We start from the raw sequence: 16,366 nt of genomic DNA, 5'->3' as shown, positions 1-16,366 counted from the left end.
GGGCCAATCCTGGGCGAGGTTTCATGATGGGGGCCACAGTCACGGCGCGAAATCGTCCCGATGTCGGCGCCGAACGTGCGGGGTGGCACAATTGGACCTATGAGTGACTCCAATGAATCTGCTGACGTGAAATCTCATCATGACCGAGGCCGAGTGGATGCCGAGGCTCCTCCCGTCGCTGTGACGGATGCCTGGTCCCAGAAAGCACAGGTCGGAGCCGACGCCCCCGACCGCAACCTCGCCCTCGAGCTCGTCAGAGTCACCGAGGCCGCCGCTATTGCAGCCGCTCCTTGGGTGGGCCGCGGCGACAAGATCGCTGCCGACGGTGCCGCTGTCGCCGCAATGCGCAACGTGATCTCGACCGTCCGCATGGCCGGACGAGTCGTCATCGGCGAAGGTGAGAAGGACGAAGCTCCGATGCTCTTCAACGGTGAGCAGGTCGGCGACGGCGGAGGCCCCCACTGCGATGTGGCCGTCGATCCGATCGACGGCACCCGCCTGACCGCGCTGGGGATGCCCAACGCGATTTCGGTCATGGCAGTCACCGAAGACGGTGCCATGTACGACCCGTCGGCTGTCTTCTACATGGAGAAGCTCGTCACCGGCCCTGCTGCCGCCGATGCCGTCGACCTGCGCCTGCCAGTGGCAGAGAACATCCGCCGCGTCGCCAAGGGCAAAGGCACGAATGATCCAGCCTCTGTGACCGTGATGATTCTCGATCGCCCACGCCACCAGACGATGATCGACGAGATCCGAGCCGCAGGAGCACGCATCCAGCTCATCACCGATGGTGATGTCGCCGGTGCCATCGCCGCCTGCCGTCCCGGTACCGGCGTTGACATGTTGATGGGAATCGGCGGCACCCCCGAGGGCATCATCACCGCCTGCGCGATCAAGGCGCTGGGCGGAGTCATCCAGGGCCGTCTGTGGCCACAGGACGATTCCGAGCGTGAGGCTGCAGCCGCAGCCGGGCTCGACGTCGACAAGGTACTCAACACCGATGACCTCGTCACCGGTGATAACAGCTACTTCGTGGCCACCGGCATCACCAACGGCGACCTGCTCGACGGTGTGAAATTCGACGGCGGACACGTCACCACTCACTCGCTGGTCATGCGCTCGAAGTCGGGAACCGTGCGTTCGGTCTTCGCCGAGCATCAAGCAGCGAAGACCCACTCGTACGTGGAGGCCGCCGAGGAGGCAGCCCGCCGCGGGCTCATCTGAGCCCACCCTCTGATATCCACCCCGGTCATCGTCGAATTCGGACACCACCGATTCGATCCCTGGCCCGACAACCGGAAGTGAGGATCTCACTGATGCCGAACGAGGCATGGAACCGACTGCTCGAAGGCAACCATCGCTTCGTCGATGACGTCCCGCAGCACCCCAATCAGGACACCGCTCGGCGTGAGGCACTGTCGAATAACCAGATGCCGTTCGTCACCCTCTTCGGCTGTTCGGATTCTCGAGTCGCAGCGGAGATGATCTTCGACGTCGGCCTCGGCGATATGTTCGTCGTGCGCAATGCCGGACAGGTCGTCGATCCCGTGACCCTCGGTTCCCTCGAGTATGGGGTCGAGATTCTCGGCACTCCCCTACTTGTCGTGCTCGGTCACGACAACTGCGGCGCGGTGACGGCGGCGTACAACTCCTACGACTCCGGAGAGACTCCCCCCGGCTTCATCTCCGACGTCGTAGCCCGGATCCTGCCCACAGTGGCCAGGGCCCGCAAACACAATCGCACAACCGTCAATGAGACGGTCGCTCAGAACACCATGGACACCGTCGAGAAGATCATGCAGCTCTCTGCCATCATCTCCCGCGCAGTCGAAGAAGGTCGCCTCATCATCGTCGGCCTGACTTACCAGCTGCATGACGGCCGTACGACGGTCGTCGCGCAGCACGGCGGTGACGAAGACGCAGTCTCGACCCACTTCGCTTGACCACGGCCGCATTCGCGGCCGACCAACAATGACGAACAGCCCAGACACCTTGTCGGAAAGGACAACTATGAGCGAAGAATTTCGCATCGAACACGACACCATGGGAGAAGTGAAAGTTCCCAAAGATGCCCTGTACAGCGCACAGACACAGCGCGCCGTGCAGAACTTCCCGATCTCCGGCAAGACCCTGGAATCGGCGCACATTGCAGCTTTGGCCCAGGTGAAGAAGGCAGCGGCGAAGGCCAACCTCGAGCTCGGAGTCCTCGACGCTGACCGGGCCGAAGCCATCAAGAACGCCGCCGACGCTGTCATCTCCGGCGAATACGACCCCCACTTCCCCATCGATGTGTTCCAGACCGGTTCGGGAACATCGTCGAACATGAACACCAACGAGGTTCTTGCCTCCCTGGCGACCAAGGCCCTCGAATCCCAGGGCATCGACGTGCACCCCAATGACCACGTCAACGCTTCGCAGTCCTCAAACGACGTGTTCCCGACCTCAGTCCACGTCGCCGTGACCAAGGCTCTGGTCAACACACTGATCCCGGCGATGGAGACACTGGCCTCCTCGCTCGAGAAGAAGGCGAAGGAATTCGCCTCAGTCGTCAAATCGGGCCGCACCCACCTCATGGATGCCACCCCGGTGACCCTGGGACAGGAGTTCGGCGGCTACGCGGCGCAGGTCCGCTACGGCATCGAACGCATCGAGGCCTCACTGCCTCGCGTGGCTGAAGTGCCCCAGGGCGGAACCGCTGTCGGCACCGGCATCAACACCCCGGCCGGATTCTCCGCTCGCGTCGTCGAGATCCTCGCCGAGGAGACCGGCCTTCCCATCACGGAAGCACGCAACCACTTCGAGGCGCAGGCCAACCGCGACGGACTCATCGAAGCATCAGGCCAGCTGCGCACGATCGCCTACGGCTACATGAAGATCTGCAACGATCTTCGGTGGATGGGATCGGGACCGAACACCGGCCTCGGCGAAATCGCCATCCCCGACCTGCAGCCCGGTTCCTCGATCATGCCCGGCAAGGTCAACCCGGTCATCTGCGAAGCCACGATCCAGGTCGCCGCCCAGGTCATCGGCAACGACACCACCGTTGCTCTGTCCTCGACCAACGGTGCCTTCGAGCTCAACGTCGGCATCCCGGTGATGGCGTCGAACCTGCTCGAATCCATCCGTCTGCTCGCGAACTCCTCGACCGTCATGGCCGAGAAGATGATCGACGGGCTCAAGGCCAACGAGGAGCGCGCCCGCTTCCTCGCCGAGGCGAGCCCCTCCATCGTGACTCCGTTGAACAAGGTCATCGGCTACGAATCGGCAGCGAAGATCGCCAAGCACGCCGTGGCCAACAAGATGACCGTGAAGGAAGCCACGATCGACCTCGGCTTCGTCTCCGACGGTTCCATCACCGAGGCTGACCTCGACAAGGCCCTTGACGTCACAACGATGATCGGCGACTACAAGTAAGCCACACAGCTGCACGTAGGTTTTACAGCAGATACATCGCACAGCGAGGGGCCGGTTGCCAGGACATCACATCCTGGCAACCGGCCCCTCGCATTCACCTCATCGAGCGCAGACCGCAGCGTCGAGAACAGACTCCAGGGAGTCGCCCCTCAAGGCCACGGTCGCCTATCGGCGCTGAGGCCGCCCGTCGACGCTGAGGCCACCCCTCGACGCGTAGGCTGCCTGTCGACGACGACGTCTCCTCGCGAGTCCCCCGTGCGAGTCCCCGATGCGCGGTTCGCGGTACTCGTCCCGAGCCTAGCTGCGGAAGGGATCGAACTCCTCGAGCACATCGGTGACCAAGGCTGCGATCTCGGAGCGCTCCGACCTGGTCAGCGTCACGTGAGCGAAGAGATCATGGCCCTTGAGCTTCTCGATCACCGCCGCTACGCCGTCGTGTCGACCCACCCGAAGATTGTCACGCTGAGCCACATCGTGGGTCAGCACCACCTTCGAATTCATGCCGATGCGAGACAGGACAGTCAGGAGCACATTGCGCTCCAACGACTGTGCCTCATCGACGATGACGAACGCATCATGGAGTGAACGTCCGCGGATATGTGTCAGCGGCAGCACCTCGAGCAGATCGCGGTTCATCACCTCTTCGATGACGTTCTTGCTGACCAGAGCGCCAAGCGTGTCGAAGACTGCTTCCGCCCAGGGGTTCATCTTCTCGCCTTCGCTGCCGGGCAGGAAGCCGAGGCTCTGCCCGCCGACGGCGTAGATCGGGCGAAAGACCATGATCTTCGAGTGCTTATTCTCCTCCAGCACCTTCTGCAGCCCGGCCATGAGAGCGAGTGCGGACTTCCCCGTTCCGGCTCGACCTCCCAAGGACACGATGCCCAGGGCATCATCGAGAAGCATGTCGATGGCCACTCGCTGCTCAGCGGACCGGCCATGGACACCGAAGATGTCGCGATCACCACGCACCAGCGAGACCCGTTTGCCCGACCTGACGCGGCCGAGAGCGGAGCCGCGGGGTGAGGTGATGACGACTCCGGTGTTGACGACCTCATCGGCGACCGCCTCGGTGGTGGCCCATCCGTTCTCGTAGAACTGAGACATCTCGTTCTCGTCCAACGACAATTCGCTCATTCCGGTGAACCCCGAGTCGGTGGCAAGCTCGGCAAGGTATTCCTCGGCCTGCAGGCCGAGGGCCGATGCCTTCACACGCATCGGCACGTCCTTGGTCACAACCACCACGTCCTGACCTTCGGCAGCCAGGTTCCGGGCGACCGCGAGGATACGGGTGTCGTTCTCCGAGCGGTCGAAGCCGACCGGCATCGTCGTCGCATCGACGTGGTTGAGTTCGACCCGCAGGGTCCCACCGGCGTCACCGACGGGAATGGGTTCATCGAGGCGATCGAACTCGGAGCGGAAGTCATCGAGGATGTGCAGTGCTTTTCGAGCGGTGAAGCCGAGTTCCGGATGATTGCGTTTGGCCTCAAGCTCGGAGACGACGACCAACGGAATGACGAGATGATGTTCTGCGAATCTCAGCAGTGCACCCGGATCGGAGAGCAGCACCGAGGTGTCGAGAACGTATGTGTGGACATGTGCGGTCATGAGGACCCCTGTGGCGTGAGTACCGCCGAGATCCGAGTCCTGACATCCCCCGATCTCGGGTTGGTGTCGACCAACTACTGCCAACCTAACCCCGAATCGGGGCCGTGTGGGCAACGGCACGCGTGTTCGGGAGAGTCGCTGTCGTGAACTTCGGATGAACCAGGGGCGGCCCGAGGCCTATTTGCCGAAACGACGCTGGCGCAGGCCGTAGTCGCGCACGGCACGCAGGAAATCAGTGCGCCGGAAGTCGGGCCAATAGGCCTCGCAGAAATAGAACTCCGAGTACGCGCTCTGCCACATGAGGAACCCGGACAGTCGCTGCTCACCGGAGGAGCGGATGATGAGATCGGGGTCCGGTTGGCCCTTGGTATAGAGATGTTCGCTGATCTGCTGCGGGGAGAGCTCGGAGATGATCGTCTCCAGGTCGGTGCCTTCGTCTGTGCGCAGGCGCAGCAGGGACTTCACCGCGTTGACGATCTCCTGCCGTCCGCCGTATCCGACGGCGACGTTGACGCGCATCTGGCAGTCCCCCTCCGAGGTGGCCGCCTCCAAACGTGCACGCAGGCCAGGTGGCAGGATCTCGAGGTCACCGACCAGCTGCACCCGCACCCCGTTGAGCGCTGCGATCTTCTCTACCAGGTCGGAGATGATCTCGATGAGGACTTCGACCTCCTCGGCGGATCTGGCGAGATTCTCCTTGGACAGAACGTAGAGCGTGACGATGTCGACATCGATCTCATCACACCAGCCGAGGAACTCGACGATCTTCTCGGCTCCGGCCCGGTGTCCGTCGGCGGTGGTGGCACCGAACTCCTTCGCCCAGCGTCGGTTGCCGTCGGTGATCACACCCACGTGCCTCGGCACCGGCACGGACTTGTCCAGCTCGCGCAGGAGCCGCCGCTCGTAGAGTCGGTAGAGCAGGCTCACCGGTCGCGCCACGCTGACCTCTTTCACACTCGATTTCCGGTCGGTTCGACCACAATACACAGTACTATCCCGAACGACCCCACGTCGGCGGCGGCGTCATCGAACATGCCACTGTTCAATCGTTCAGGTGGGGTCGATATCCTAGAACCATGAACACACCAGTCACTGAACCCTCATCATCCGGCTCCGACGGGCAGAGGACAGTCGACTCCACATCCGCTGCCCAGCCGCGTTCCGGCTACCCCGAGCACATTGCCCGCAGGCGCTCGGCTCTGCGCCGTGAGTTGGGCAAACTGGCTGGTCAGGTCAAGCCCAAACTGCGTGGTTGGTTCCACGCAGCCGCCTTTCCCCTGGCGATGCTCGGCGGGCTGGCGCTGGTCATCATCTCCCCCACGATCGAGTCGCGGATCGCTGCCTCGATCTTCGCCATCACCGGAATGCTGCTCTTCGGAACCTCGGCCGTCTACCACCGGGGACGGTGGCGGTCTCGGGCCCGGCTGATCCTGCGCCGTCTCGACCACGCAAACATCTTCCTCATCACCGCGGGGACCTATACGCCCCTGGCGGTGCTGACCCTCAGGCCGGATCAGACGATTCTGCTTTTGTCCGTCCTCTGGGGCGCAGCGCTGTTGGGTGTCGCCTTCAGAACCATCTTCACCACCGCGCCGAGGTGGCTCTTCGTTCCCATCTACGTGGGCTTCGGGGTCGCCGGGGTCGGCTACATTCCCCAGATCTGGGCGAGCAACCCTGCAGTGGGCATCCTCGTCGTTGCCGGTGGCGTCTGCTATGTGACCGGTGCTGTGATCTACGGAATCAAAAAGCCCAACCCGTCACCGAAATGGCTCGGCTTCCATGAGATCTTCCACATTCTCACGGTCGCAGGCTATGGCTGCCACCTCGCGGCCCTACTCGTTGCCGCGGTGGCCGCTTACTAGACCTCTGACGACACCGGGCAGGTCTGCCGCTCAGTCCAGCGGGCAGTCCTGAAGGTCAGTCCTGTGACCGCGCAGATTCACCCTGCTCCGGCTTTTCCGCATCGGTCGTGGTTGTTGGCGACGCATCGGTTTTGGCCGTTGTCGACGTCTCGTCATCCGCTGTCGACGTCTCGTCATCCGCAGCCGGTGCGGAATCCCCGGACAGCTTCGACTGGTTGGGCACTGCATACTTGCGCATCGGGATCGGGTAGGCGTCATCGGCTTGAGCGCGTGCGCGCACGCGGCGCACCCGTCGAAGGGCGTCGCGGATCAGGAAGATCACGACGATGACGATCACCAATGTCGACAGGAAGCCGATCGTGCCGGGAGTCACCAGGTCCGGGTCGGGGGCTCCGCTGGGGGTCGCGTCCTGCGCTGCGGCCAGAATCATGCACTCTCACCTGTCGCTTCGTTGTCTTCGTCTTCGTCCGGTGATGCGGGCAGCATGCCCTTGGCGGACACCTTGCGACCATCATCCAAGGTCACAGAGGCGAAAAGATCGGTCTCCTGGAAGTCTACGCCGGGTGTCAGAGGAGTCCGGCCCGTGTTGTCGACGGCAAGCTCGAATTCCTCCGTGGGCCAGTAGGTCCGCGCGGCCTTTCGCGATGCCGAGAAGAACCCACCCTCCGGATCGATCTGGGTGGCGTGGGACAGCAGTGCTCGATCACGCGAGGGGAAGAACTCTGCGCAGTCGATCGTCGTGCTCAGCCAGTTGACCCGCTGAGCATCGCGCTTCTTGAAGTCTTCGATGTGGTCGGCGAAGGGAGACTCGAGTCCCGCTTCAGTCATCTTCTCGTGGATGGTCACCCACTTCTTCGCCGACAGGTCCTGGTTGTAGTAGACTTTCTCAACCTGCCAGGGTTCGCCGAGCTCAGGGTTCTGCTCCGCGTCCGCAGCGGCGGCGACTGCCGCCATCGTCACGGCGTGGTTCTTGATGTGATCGGGGTGAGGGTAGCCGCCGAGTTCGTCGTAGGTCGTGACGACCTGGGGGCGGAAGGTGCGGATGATGTGGACCAGGGGCAGCATGGCCACCTCGTCGGGGACACGGTAGAAGCATCCGGGAGGAGTCTGATTGTCGAAGTCGCCATCGGGCAGGCCCGAGTCGACGTGTCCGACCCACACGTGTTCGGCTCCCAGCGCGGCAGCGGCTGTGGCCATCTCCTCGCGACGCAGACCGGCGATGTCGCGGCTGGCCTTCGGACTCTGCAGCAGGGCCGGGTTGAGGATGTCTCCGGCTTCGCCACCGGTCATGCTGGCGATGAGGACTCGTGCTCCCAACGCGGCGTACTTCGCGCTCGTCGCCGCACCTTTCGAAGATTCGTCGTCAGGGTGGGCATGAACCGTCAGCAGACGCAGTCCATGGTACGGAAGCGAAGTCATGTTTGGAGTGTCCCTTTCGAATCAGCCTGGTGACGTTCCGATTCCTGCGCAATGGCTGAAATGATCACAGGAGACGGATCGACTACTCTAGATTAGTGCGCAATGTTCGTAGATGAGGAATTCAATGACTGAGGTAACAGTGGAAAAACCACTGCAAGATGATCGTTACGGCCGCGTCCGGGAGCCCAAGAGGCGTCTCGGAAGAACGGCCAAGATCATCGCCGCAGTCATCGTCGCCGCCCTGATCGTCGCGATCGCATTCGTGGCGTTTCGTCCACAGACCACTCCCACGACACCCAGGACTCTTGACTATTCGGTTGTCGACTCTGCTTTAACACAGGTCACAGTGGCAATATTTCCTGACCAGGATCGCGATGTGCACTGCATTGTGCAGGCGACGAACGAATACGAGGCCATCGTCGGCTTCACCGAGATCACGGTCCCGGCCGATCCCACCGCTGACCCCAACTCGCCCCGACAGATGGGCATCGATCTGGCCACAACACAGGTCGCCTCCTCTGGCCACGTCGATTCCTGCTGGTTCGAATAGTCCCGCCGGTACCGCTCGAATCTGACTCACTCGCGCCCTCGACAACATCTGTATACGCGCGTGACGGAGATCATCGTTTTCGTCTGCAGATGCGTTAGACTGTAGTTTCATTCAACATCCGGGCGTACCCAACGCCCGGTTTTTCGTTGCCTGACGCGCCTGTCAGTGCACCGAACCGAAGAAGGAGAAGTCATGACCGAGGATGTCACCCAGGAAGAAACATGGTTGACTCAGGAAGCCTTCGACCGCCTGTCGCAGGAACTTGAACACCTCTCCGGACCGGGACGTGCAGAGATTGCTGAAAAGATCGAAGCCGCCCGCGACGAGGGTGACTTGAAGGAGAACGGCGGCTACCACGCGGCGCGCGAGGAGCAGGGCAAGCAGGAGGCACGCATTCGCCAGCTCGAGCTGCTCCTGCAGTCCGCGAAGGTCGGATCGAGCGACAGCGACGGCAAGACCGTATCCCCCGGTTCCGTCGTCACCGCGAAGGTCGCCGGAAACGACATGCGTTTCCTGCTGGGCAGCCGCGAGATCGCTGGCGATTCTGATATCGACGTGTTTTCAGAGAAGTCCCCGCTGGGCGCCGCGGTGCTCGGTGTGGCCATCGGCGGCAAGAGCAGCTACGAGGCCCCCAACGGCAAGGAGATCAAGGTCGAAGTCACGAACATCGAACCTTTCTCCGGCTGATCGAACAGCCTCGATCGGCTTGCAGCCGAGAGCAGCATAGAGCAGTGGGCGGGTGATGATCACCCGCCCACTGCTCTATTCACTTTGCGGCCGCACTCACTGTGCGGCTCTGCTCGTTCGGACCCGCGGACCCGATCATTCGCGCCTGCCGGTCCCCTTGGAAGAATCGTTGGCAGATGTCTCCTCTGCAGACTCGTGGATGGCGGTATTCAGCTTGTCCTTGGCGCGTTCCAGTACGACCGCGGCCTCGTCTCCTTCACCGTCTGGATTCTGAGGTTTCTTGGCCCGGACGATGTAGGTCACGACCGTGTTGAGGACGGCGACCAGAGGAACCGCGAACAGTGCGCCGACGATGCCGAACAGGAAGCCGCCAGCGGTCACAGCGAGGATGACTGCCAATGGGTGGACCGACACGGCCTTACCCATGAGGAACGGCTGCAGGATCTGGCTTTCGATCTGCTGCACGGCAAGGACCACGCCCAGCATGATCAGTGCGCTGACTGGTCCGTTTGAGACCAGGGCGACCAGCACGGCCACGACGCCTGAGGCAATCGCACCGACGACGGGGACGAACGAGGCCAGGAACACGAGCACCGTCATCGGAATGACCAGCGGGATCCCAAGGAACGCCGCACCGATGCCGATGCCGATAGCGTCGACGCCGGCCACGAGGACCTGGACACGCACGTACTGGACGAGTGTGGTCCAGCCGCGCTCCGAGGCTCCGGTGGCAATGGGCTGAGCCGGCAGCGGCAGCAGACGCATCACCCAGCGGAAGATCTTCTCTCCGTCGTAGAGGAAGAAGAAGGTCGCGAACAGGCACACGGCGGCGCCGGTGAGGAAGGTGCCCACCGATGACGTCGCCTGCACGGCACCGCCGAGCAGCTGGGAGCTGTTGTTCTGGAAGAAGTTAGTGGCCGCATCGAGTGAATTGTTGATATAGCCCGTGATAGTCGAAGCATCGAGACCGAAGGGTCTGCTGGCCAACCAGTTGCTGATTCCGGAGAATCCTGTGATGACCTGATCGACGAGGTCTGGCATTCCCGAGTAGATCTGCTGGCCCACCAGTGTGAAGAGTCCGGAGACTACGACGATGAAACCGATGAAGGCGATGAGTGCGGCCGCGACTCGAGGCAGCCCCTTCCTGACCATCCAATTGGTGAACGGCGCCAGGAGTGCTGTGAGCAGGAGTGCGATGAGCACAGGCAGGACGACACTCGAGACCTTCGCCAGCAGCCAGAGCGCGACTCCGACAGCGGCGAGCACGACGAGTGACCGCCAGGACCACGCGGCGGCGAGCTTGAGACCCGGAGCCACATAGGGGACGGCCTCGGCTTCGATGCGGCTGTGCGCGATCTCCTCTGCGCTGATGTCCTGAACACGCGAGGGCTGCTCGGATGGTTGGGATCGTCCGTTGTCACGGCCCTTGCGGAACGCGTCCCAGGCCCCACGGAACCGATTCGGGGATTGCTTCTTCTCATTGTCAGACATAACTCAACAATAGTTGTCGGGAGCTTGAGGGAAGTGCAATGATGACGGTTAAAGGAGGGAATTTCGTGGGAAAACGCATGTTGTACACTCTGGCCACCATGACAGGCACGGCCGTGGGTGTCGGAGCATCGGCCGTCGGTCTCCTTCGTCATCAGGCGGGTGCGCTCCGCAAAGCGTTCGATGAAGACGCACAGCGCACCTATTCCACCTTCGCCGAGGCGGTCGCTCCCCCACGCAACTACGATGACGAAGATTCCGCCGCGTTGGCGATCATCGGCGATTCCTGGCTCTGCGGAATCGATGTCGACGACCCGGCGCAGGCTCCCCCGAATCTCATCGCCCGTGGCCTGGGCCGCATCCTCGGAACGACTGTCCGAGTCCAATCGACGGCGCGACCATCGGCCCTGTCCGAGGACCTGCCGCGCCAAGTCGATGAGATCCTGCGCTCCGCCTGGCTCTCACGTCAGCTGTCTGAGTCCTGGACCGCGCAGCGACGATTCGCAATCATCTCCATCGGCACCGGCGACATCATCCACCCGATCCACGGCACCATCGGCATTCCCGTGCTCACCCAGGCGATCAATCGACTCCAGCGAGAGGGCAGGTACACCGTCTTCGTCCTGGTCTGCCCCAACCTCGGCGGTCTTCCAGGTCTGCGCGACCCTCTCAAGACCTCACTGCGGCGAACATCGCGTGTGCTTGCCGGCTCACAGTGGCTGGCGGCTCTTTCAGCTCGCGCTACCCCGTTGCGGGCCACCGGTTCGCTGAGTGGGACCACACGGCGATCGCTGCTCAACGAGTCCGGACGCTTCCCCAGCACCTTGGGATTCGCCCAGGTGTCCTCGACCGTCCTCGCGGCGATCGCTGATCGGCTCGATGCTCCCATCGACGTCGACCGCAGTCTCGACATCCCGGAGAAGGGCGAAGGCGCCCGCCGACCCACGCCAGAGACAGAGCCTCAGACTGAACCTGCTGTGCCTGCGGGACACGTCGCAGATTCTGAGTCAGGTGTCGAACGGGACCTCGCGTCGGAGGATGCTTCGTGATCCCTGTCGTTCTGGCCTCGCAGTCACCGTCCCGTCGCCAGATCCTCACCGCATCGGGAATCGACCCCATCGTCATCGTCTCCGAGGTCGATGAGCCCTCCATCGAAGCCACCTTCACGGGCACGGTCGGAGATCTCACCACGGCGCTGTCCGAGGCCAAGGCCCGTGCCGTCGTCGACCGTGTGCTCGCCACCTCGCCTGCCCAACTGGCCACAGCCGATACCGCGGTGATCATCGCCGGGGATTCGCTGCTCGAACATGAGGGTCAGGCGATCGGCAAACCTGGAAATGCTGAGCGCACGCGTGAGGTGTGGGCCGACATCGCCGGAGCCTGGACCGCTCTGCACACAGGACACACCATGGCTGTGCTCAGACGCACCAGCACCTCGGCGGCCGACTTTCAACTCGTCGACCTCCGCTCGAAACGGTCGACGACTTCGGTGCTCATCGGCGAGCCCACGCCCGAGGAACTCGACGCCTACATTGCCACCGAGGAGCCCTTCCATGTGGCCGGCGCTCTGACCATCGACGGCTACGGCGGAGCCTTTGTCGAGAGTCTTGCCGGTGACCACCTCACCGTGCTCGGCCTCAGCCTGCCGGTAGTCCGTGAATTGGTCAGCGACGCGGGCCTGTTCTGGCCCGATCTGTGGTCTCCACGCGGGTAGAATCGCTGAGAGCAGACGGACACGCCCGAGGTCTTTGAAGTTTTCGGCCGAACTTTTTATCTGTGTCCTACAAACGCTTGGTGTCGATCTCTAAATTGTTCTGTGATCGTACAAAGGAGCGTCATGACCACAGTTCTCCCCGAACCGTCGACCGCACAGCTGCACACCGACGTCCCCACTGCTGCAGTGCGCCGCGTCCTCATCGCCAATCGCGGTGAGATCGCCCTGCGCATCATCCGGGCCGCCCATGACCTCGGCGTCAAGGCCATCGCCGTGTACACCCGTGCAGATTCGGATGCTGACTTCGTGCATCTGGCTGACGATGCCTGGCTCCTCGACGGAGCCGGTCCCGGGGAGACCTATCTCGACATCGAGAAGATCCTCGCCCTGGCCAAGCGCTCCGGCGCCGATGCGATCCACCCCGGCTACGGCTATCTGGCCGAGAATGCGATGTTCGCTCAGGCTGTCATCGATGCCGGCCTGACCTGGATCGGCCCTCCCCCGGCAGCGATCGAACTCCTCGGCGACAAGTCCGGTGCCCGCGAGGTCGCCGAGGCTGTCTCTGCTCCCGTCGCGCCCGGCTCCGACGGTGCCGTCGCAGATCTGGAAGAGGCCGCCGAGGTGGCTCGGCGGATCGGTTATCCGATCGTCATCAAGGCCGTCCATGGCGGCGGTGGGCGCGGTTTCCGCGCCTGTGCCACTGCTGCCGACCTCGAAACCGCCTACACCGCAGCCACGCGTGAGGCGCTCAGCGCCTTCGGCCGCGGCGAATGCCTCATCGAGAAGCAGATCGTGCGACCACGACACATCGAAACCCAGTGCCTGGCCGATGCTCACGGAAACGTGCAGGTCCTCTCCACTCGCGACTGCACTCTGCAGCGCCGGAACCAGAAGATCGTCGAGGAGGCCCCAGCACCGTTCCTCGGCTCCGACCAGGAACGTCTCGTCACCGAAGCCTCCATCCGAGTGCTCGCCCACGTCGGCTATGTGGGGGCTGCTACGTGCGAGTTCCTGCTCGGCACCGACGGAACGATCATCTTCATGGAGGCCAACGCACGAATCCAGGTCGAGCACACTGTCACCGAAGAGGTCACAGGTGTCGACCTCGTCGCCTGGCAGCTGCGCATCGCCTCGGGTGAGCACCTGCCGGAGTCGTTCCCGCAGGTCCGCGGTCACTCGATCCAGTTCCGGATCAATGCCGAAGACCCCACGACCTACTTTCCTGCCACCGGCACGGTGAAGAACCACCGGGCCCCGGCCGGGCCGGGCGTTCGCTTGGACTCCGGCATCGGCGAAGGCAGCGTCGTCGGCACGGACTTCGATCCGATGCTGGCAAAGCTCATCATCACAGGAGCCGACAGGAACCAGGCGTTGGCGCGGGCTCGACGGGCCTTGGACGAGTATCGCATCGAAGGTGTGTCCACGCTGCTCCCCCTCCACCGCGTCCTCGTCTCCGACAAAGCCTTCGCCCAGGACTTCGAGGTCTGGACCAATTGGCTCGAGACTGCCTTCGTCAATCCACTCGCCGACCCACAACTAGGAGAACAGATGAGTACAGCAACCGACAGTTTCAGTGTTGTGGTCGAGGTCGACGGGCGACGGATGACCGTCTCGGTTCCCAAGGACGTCATCTCCGACCTCGGGCATGTCCCCAGCCCGAGTGTCCCGCGCCGCAAGCGCAGCCTCAGCCGCAAGGGCGCTCAGTTGGCCGACGATTCGAACTCACTCAACGCACCCATGCAGGGCACGATTGTGTCTGTCTCCGTTGCAGCCGGTGACACCGTCGAGGCCGGCGATACTCTGGCCGTCATCGAAGCGATGAAGATGGAGCAGCCTCTCAAGGCCGGTCATTCCGGCACCGTCTCCGAGGTGCTCGTCGACACAGGCGTCGCGGTGAGGTCGGGCGAGCCGATCATCCGTTTCGCCGCCTGAGACCGTTTCGCGGCTCGGGACCGCTTCAGGCCAGCAGATCCCTGATCTGAACCTCGATGTAGTCCGACTCGGCGTCGTTTCCGGGGCAGTCCAGTGCTGATCTGAAGGCACGTTCGGCCTGTTCGGGCTTGCCCACTTCCCTCAGGGTGAGGGCGTGCGCGATGTGAAAAGGTCGGTAGTCGGCCAGTCCCGGATCCGCTGCCAGCTCTTCGAGCGCGTTGAGCCCGTCCTCGGGTCCCTTCGCCTTGCCCACGGCCACCGCTCGATTGAGCGCCACCACGGGGCCGGGTTCCAGTCTGGAGAGGATGCCGTAGAGGACGAGGATCTGGTTCCAGTCGGTCTCCGAATAGGTGACGGCCTCGGCATGGAGCGCCGCAATCGTTGCCTGCACTGTGTAGGGCCCTGCTTCGGGCTCACCCGCGGCAGTCTGAGCCAGGCTCAGCCCCTCAGCGATGAGCCGCGAATCCCACAACCCGCGATCCTGCTCGGCCAGTGGCACAGGCAATCCGGCTGGGTCCGTTCGCGCCCCGGCTCGTGAACCGGTGAGCAGCAGGAGTGAGAGCAGGCCCCTGGCCTCGGTCTCCTGCGGCAGCAGCCTCACGAGCAGTCTCGCCAGTGTGATTGCCTCCTGCTGCAGATCGGTTCGACTGTGTGTGGTTCCGGTCGTCGGTACAAAGCCTTGGGTGAAGATGAGATAGACAACTCGCAGCACTCCGGGAAGGCGCTCGCGCAGCTGGTCCGCTGTGGGCCTGCCGAAGGGAATTCCTGTAGTGGTGATCCGCTTCTTGGCCCTCACGATCCGCTGCTGCATCGTCGTCGTGTCCACGAGGAACACTGCTGCCACTTCGGCGGTGCTCAGACCGGCCAGAAAACGCAGGATGAGGGCGATCTTCTCCCGTTCCTTCAACGTCGGGTGCGAGCAGGTGAAGAACAGTCCCAGCCGCTCGTCGGGGATATTCGCTGTGCTCAGCTCCTCGTCGAGGTCAGCCGAGTGTGCACGATGATCGCCCTCGTCGACCTCGGATTCGATTCTGAGTGCGGCAAGTCGACGTGCTTTCACCGCATCGGATCGGATGATGTCGAGGGCTCGATTCTTCGCAGCCGTCATCAGCCAGGCCTGCGGATTCTGCGGCACACCTCGTCGGGTCCACGTTTCCAGGGCGCGCACCATCGCCTCTTGCAGAACGTCCTCGGCCAAGTCCAGATCGTGAAAGCGTGTGGCCAACCCTGCCAACAGCCGCCCACGGTCCTCGACACCGATGGTGTGGAGGACCTGGGCGACTGCCGAGGAGTCGGCGTGATCTGCCGAGGCCATCAGTAGTCGGCGAGCGGCCGAATTTCGATGTGACCGAGGGAGGATCCTGGGCTCTTCTCTGCCCAGGCAATCGCCTCGTCGATGTCGGCGACCTCGATGATGTAGCTTCCGCCGACGAATTCCCCGCTTTCGGCGAAAGGACCCGACGTCACCACCGTCTCTGCGTCTCGGGTGCTCACGCGCACCCCGGTCTCGGGACCTTCGAGGGCGAATCCGCCGACGACGATCCCCGCCGTATTGATCTCCTCGTCGAAGGCCATGAACTCACTGGGGTCGGGCCCCTCATCGGTACCGCAATCGGCATCGGCGGCATTTCCCATGAGCAGAAGTACGTACTTCATTTCTCTCTCCTTACCTCGAATGTGCGCCAGCGGGAGCTG

Annotated in this window: 16 protein-coding genes; 9 read left to right on the top strand and 7 right to left on the bottom strand. The window is 63.1% G+C overall.

Annotated elements, in window-relative coordinates; all coding sequences use genetic code 11:
- The first annotated feature begins 99 nt into the window (after window positions 1-99).
- The 3 genes from glpX to BAUR9175_RS05050 all read left to right on the top strand — a co-directional run bounded on the left by glpX (window position 100) and on the right by BAUR9175_RS05050 (window position 3,414).
- The gene (gene glpX, locus BAUR9175_RS05060) at window positions 100-1,224 is read left to right on the top strand and encodes a class II fructose-bisphosphatase (RefSeq protein ID WP_009883708.1); all 1,125 of its coding nucleotides are present in this window, start codon (window positions 100-102) and stop codon (window positions 1,222-1,224) included.
- A gap of 92 nt (window positions 1,225-1,316) precedes the next feature.
- Complete coding sequence (locus BAUR9175_RS05055) at window positions 1,317-1,943, top strand: carbonic anhydrase (RefSeq protein ID WP_101583128.1); 627 nt, start codon at window positions 1,317-1,319, stop codon at window positions 1,941-1,943.
- 67 nt (window positions 1,944-2,010) lie between these two features.
- On the top strand, window positions 2,011-3,414 hold the full coding sequence (locus tag BAUR9175_RS05050) for a class II fumarate hydratase (protein WP_101583127.1): 1,404 nt from the start codon (window positions 2,011-2,013) through the stop codon (window positions 3,412-3,414).
- 297 nt (window positions 3,415-3,711) lie between these two features.
- On the opposite strand, the gene phoH2 is transcribed toward BAUR9175_RS05050, so the two are convergent.
- Both phoH2 and BAUR9175_RS05040 read right to left on the bottom strand, forming a co-directional pair.
- Window positions 3,712-5,019 (bottom strand): RNA 5'-3' helicase PhoH2, encoded by a 1,308-nt coding sequence (gene phoH2, locus BAUR9175_RS05045; RefSeq protein ID WP_096160924.1) that lies wholly within the window; start codon window positions 5,017-5,019, stop codon window positions 3,712-3,714.
- Between the two features lie 177 nt (window positions 5,020-5,196).
- On the bottom strand, window positions 5,197-5,958 hold the full coding sequence (locus tag BAUR9175_RS05040) for an isoprenyl transferase (RefSeq protein WP_009884666.1): 762 nt from the start codon (window positions 5,956-5,958) through the stop codon (window positions 5,197-5,199).
- A 137-nt stretch (window positions 5,959-6,095) separates the two neighbouring features.
- Here BAUR9175_RS05040 and trhA point away from each other — a divergent pair, with 137 nt between their 5' ends.
- A complete protein-coding gene (gene trhA / locus BAUR9175_RS05035; RefSeq protein ID WP_069599922.1) occupies window positions 6,096-6,881 on the top strand; it encodes a PAQR family membrane homeostasis protein TrhA in 786 nt (261 codons plus the stop codon).
- 55 nt (window positions 6,882-6,936) lie between these two features.
- On the opposite strand, the gene BAUR9175_RS05030 is transcribed toward trhA, so the two are convergent.
- Both BAUR9175_RS05030 and mca read right to left on the bottom strand, forming a co-directional pair.
- On the bottom strand, window positions 6,937-7,311 hold the full coding sequence (locus BAUR9175_RS05030; protein WP_226823840.1) for a hypothetical protein: 375 nt from the start codon (window positions 7,309-7,311) through the stop codon (window positions 6,937-6,939).
- The gene (mca, locus tag BAUR9175_RS05025) at window positions 7,308-8,300 is read right to left on the bottom strand and encodes a mycothiol conjugate amidase Mca (protein ID WP_069599920.1); all 993 of its coding nucleotides are present in this window, start codon (window positions 8,298-8,300) and stop codon (window positions 7,308-7,310) included. The genes BAUR9175_RS05030 and mca overlap by 4 nt, the downstream gene beginning before the upstream one ends.
- 124 nt (window positions 8,301-8,424) lie before the next feature.
- On the opposite strand from mca, the gene BAUR9175_RS05020 reads away from it, so the two are divergent.
- Together BAUR9175_RS05020 and greA are read left to right on the top strand one after the other, a co-directional pair.
- Entirely contained in the window at window positions 8,425-8,850 is a 426-nt protein-coding gene (locus BAUR9175_RS05020; protein WP_226829480.1) for a DUF4307 domain-containing protein, read from the top strand.
- Window positions 8,851-9,042: 192 nt separating this feature from the next.
- Window positions 9,043-9,537 carry a transcription elongation factor GreA gene (gene greA, locus BAUR9175_RS05015; RefSeq protein WP_069599918.1) on the top strand — a complete coding sequence of 165 codons (495 nt, stop codon included), beginning with the start codon at window positions 9,043-9,045 and terminating at the stop codon, window positions 9,535-9,537.
- 135 nt (window positions 9,538-9,672) lie between these two features.
- On the opposite strand, the gene BAUR9175_RS05010 is transcribed toward greA, so the two are convergent.
- Window positions 9,673-11,028 carry an AI-2E family transporter gene (locus BAUR9175_RS05010; RefSeq protein ID WP_101583125.1) on the bottom strand — a complete coding sequence of 452 codons (1,356 nt, stop codon included), beginning with the start codon at window positions 11,026-11,028 and terminating at the stop codon, window positions 9,673-9,675.
- Window positions 11,029-11,093: 65 nt separating this feature from the next.
- Here BAUR9175_RS05010 and BAUR9175_RS05005 point away from each other — a divergent pair, with 65 nt between their 5' ends.
- From BAUR9175_RS05005 to BAUR9175_RS04995, 3 genes are all read left to right on the top strand, one after another.
- The gene (locus tag BAUR9175_RS05005; protein WP_180959204.1) at window positions 11,094-12,074 is read left to right on the top strand and encodes an SGNH/GDSL hydrolase family protein; all 981 of its coding nucleotides are present in this window, start codon (window positions 11,094-11,096) and stop codon (window positions 12,072-12,074) included.
- Window positions 12,071-12,739: a Maf family protein gene (locus tag BAUR9175_RS05000; RefSeq protein ID WP_009884674.1), complete on the top strand. Its 669-nt coding sequence runs from the start codon at window positions 12,071-12,073 to the stop codon at window positions 12,737-12,739. The genes BAUR9175_RS05005 and BAUR9175_RS05000 overlap by 4 nt, the downstream gene beginning before the upstream one ends.
- Before the next feature lie 123 nt (window positions 12,740-12,862).
- Window positions 12,863-14,671 (top strand): acetyl/propionyl/methylcrotonyl-CoA carboxylase subunit alpha, encoded by a 1,809-nt coding sequence (locus BAUR9175_RS04995; RefSeq protein ID WP_101583123.1) that lies wholly within the window; start codon window positions 12,863-12,865, stop codon window positions 14,669-14,671.
- A 25-nt stretch (window positions 14,672-14,696) separates the two neighbouring features.
- Here BAUR9175_RS04995 and BAUR9175_RS04990 read toward each other — a convergent pair whose 3' ends face one another.
- Window positions 14,697-15,986 carry an RNA polymerase sigma factor gene (locus tag BAUR9175_RS04990; RefSeq protein WP_069599915.1) on the bottom strand — a complete coding sequence of 430 codons (1,290 nt, stop codon included), beginning with the start codon at window positions 15,984-15,986 and terminating at the stop codon, window positions 14,697-14,699.
- Window positions 15,986-16,327 carry a YciI family protein gene (locus BAUR9175_RS04985; RefSeq protein WP_009884677.1) on the bottom strand — a complete coding sequence of 114 codons (342 nt, stop codon included), beginning with the start codon at window positions 16,325-16,327 and terminating at the stop codon, window positions 15,986-15,988. The genes BAUR9175_RS04990 and BAUR9175_RS04985 overlap by 1 nt, the downstream gene beginning before the upstream one ends.
- Between the last annotated feature and the right edge of the window lie 39 nt (window positions 16,328-16,366).

Origin of the sequence: Brevibacterium aurantiacum, assembly GCF_900169065.1 — a bacterium.
Taxonomy (GTDB): Bacteria; Actinomycetota; Actinomycetes; order Actinomycetales; family Brevibacteriaceae; genus Brevibacterium; species Brevibacterium aurantiacum.
Note: the sequence above shows the minus strand (reverse complement) of the source record. Positions and strands in the feature narration are given on the sequence as shown.

Coding starts and splice junctions, on each gene's coding strand:
- trhA (WP_069599922.1), top strand. CDS start 6,096: ATGAACACACCAGTCACTGAACCCTCATCATCCGGCTCCGACGGGCAG.
- greA (WP_069599918.1), top strand. CDS start 9,043: ATGACCGAGGATGTCACCCAGGAAGAAACATGGTTGACTCAGGAAGCC.
- phoH2 (WP_096160924.1), bottom strand. CDS start 5,019: ATGACCGCACATGTCCACACATACGTTCTCGACACCTCGGTGCTGCTC.
- glpX (WP_009883708.1), top strand. CDS start 100: ATGAGTGACTCCAATGAATCTGCTGACGTGAAATCTCATCATGACCGA.
- mca (WP_069599920.1), bottom strand. CDS start 8,300: ATGACTTCGCTTCCGTACCATGGACTGCGTCTGCTGACGGTTCATGCC.
- BAUR9175_RS04995 (WP_101583123.1), top strand. CDS start 12,863: ATGACCACAGTTCTCCCCGAACCGTCGACCGCACAGCTGCACACCGAC.
- BAUR9175_RS05020 (WP_226829480.1), top strand. CDS start 8,425: ATGACTGAGGTAACAGTGGAAAAACCACTGCAAGATGATCGTTACGGC.
- BAUR9175_RS04985 (WP_009884677.1), bottom strand. CDS start 16,327: ATGAAGTACGTACTTCTGCTCATGGGAAATGCCGCCGATGCCGATTGC.
- BAUR9175_RS05010 (WP_101583125.1), bottom strand. CDS start 11,028: ATGTCTGACAATGAGAAGAAGCAATCCCCGAATCGGTTCCGTGGGGCC.
- BAUR9175_RS04990 (WP_069599915.1), bottom strand. CDS start 15,986: ATGGCCTCGGCAGATCACGCCGACTCCTCGGCAGTCGCCCAGGTCCTC.
- BAUR9175_RS05030 (WP_226823840.1), bottom strand. CDS start 7,311: ATGATTCTGGCCGCAGCGCAGGACGCGACCCCCAGCGGAGCCCCCGAC.
- BAUR9175_RS05055 (WP_101583128.1), top strand. CDS start 1,317: ATGCCGAACGAGGCATGGAACCGACTGCTCGAAGGCAACCATCGCTTC.
- BAUR9175_RS05050 (WP_101583127.1), top strand. CDS start 2,011: ATGAGCGAAGAATTTCGCATCGAACACGACACCATGGGAGAAGTGAAA.